1 protein-coding gene is annotated in these 1217 nt (G+C 47.8%); it reads left to right on the plus strand.

Annotated elements, in window-relative coordinates:
- Window positions 1-1217: condensation domain-containing protein (locus ACQ5BJ_RS26285; protein ID WP_430113435.1), on the plus strand; the 1217-nt coding region annotated here is incomplete at both ends.

Below are 1217 nucleotides of genomic sequence, written 5' to 3' on the forward strand. Positions count from 1 at the left end.
GAAGGGGAAAAAACTACACTTCTTTAGTTCGGGCAAGGGATCAGCCGCTGAAAATACCGTCTTTCGCAAGATGATCGTCAACGGGGGCATCATGGATGGAAAGCTGCAGCTGACGATCGGGTACAACCGGTCCTATCTATCCCGTGAGAGGATGCAATCCTTTAGTGAACGATACCGGGCAGCGTTGCTTGATATAAAAGACCACTGTATCGCGATAAAAGAAACGGTTCAGACACCGTCTGACTACCCGATAGCGTATTTAACCCGAACGGATTTATCGGTCATTCAACAAGCAGTCGGTGGTGCATCTCAGATCGAGCGAATATACGGACTCACTTCCCTGCAAAAAGGGATGCTATACCATAGCATCGCCGAACCCGAATCGACAGCCTATCGAAATCAGAATATTTTTATAGGGCAAGGCTATGCCGATGAGTACATGGTGAAGCAGGCACTACACCTTCTTGCGATACGACACGAAGTGCTGCGTACGGCGATTATTCATAAAGATATATCGATGCCCAAACAAGTCGTGATCCGAGAGAGGGAAGTGGAATACGAAAGAACGGACCTCACGGGAGTAGAAGCAACAGTGCAGGCAGAAATGGTGGAAGCGATCGCACACGATCAAATTCAGCGAGGCTTTGACCTCGCACAAGACTCGTTATTGCGTGTACACCACGTCGTCCTGTCAAAAGACTGTTATCAATTGATCTGGAATTTCCATCACATTATTATGGATGGTTGGTGTCTATCGGCGGTATACGGGGAGTTTAATCGACTCTATGAAGCGCTGCAACAAGGGGCTTTGCCAGCTGATCTAAAGAAGCAAATCATCAAGGACAAGCAGGATCGGGCCTCCTACGAAGATTATATCGTATGGCTGGAAAAACAGGATCAAGAAAAAGGGCTGTCTTACTGGTCAGACGTATTAACAGGGTATGAAGAAGTCGCGGAGATTAAACCCGTGTATACACCGCAAACGAGCGAACAGCAAGTGGAGCGCCTGGCGATTACCTTAACACCTGAGGACAGATTGCGGATAAAAGAACTGACATCCGCCCATCGAATGACGGTGAGTAATGTCGTGGAAACGGCGTGGGGAATTGTCTTGCAAGCATACAGCGGACAAAAAGATGTGGTATTCGGGAAAGTAACATCCGGACGGCAAAGCGATGTGCGGGGAATCGAAGATATCGTCGGTCTGTTTATTAATA

It is taken from the genome of Paenibacillus sp. B1-35 (assembly GCF_050474385.1).
Taxonomy (GTDB): domain Bacteria; phylum Bacillota; class Bacilli; order Paenibacillales; family Paenibacillaceae; genus Paenibacillus_B; species Paenibacillus_B alvei.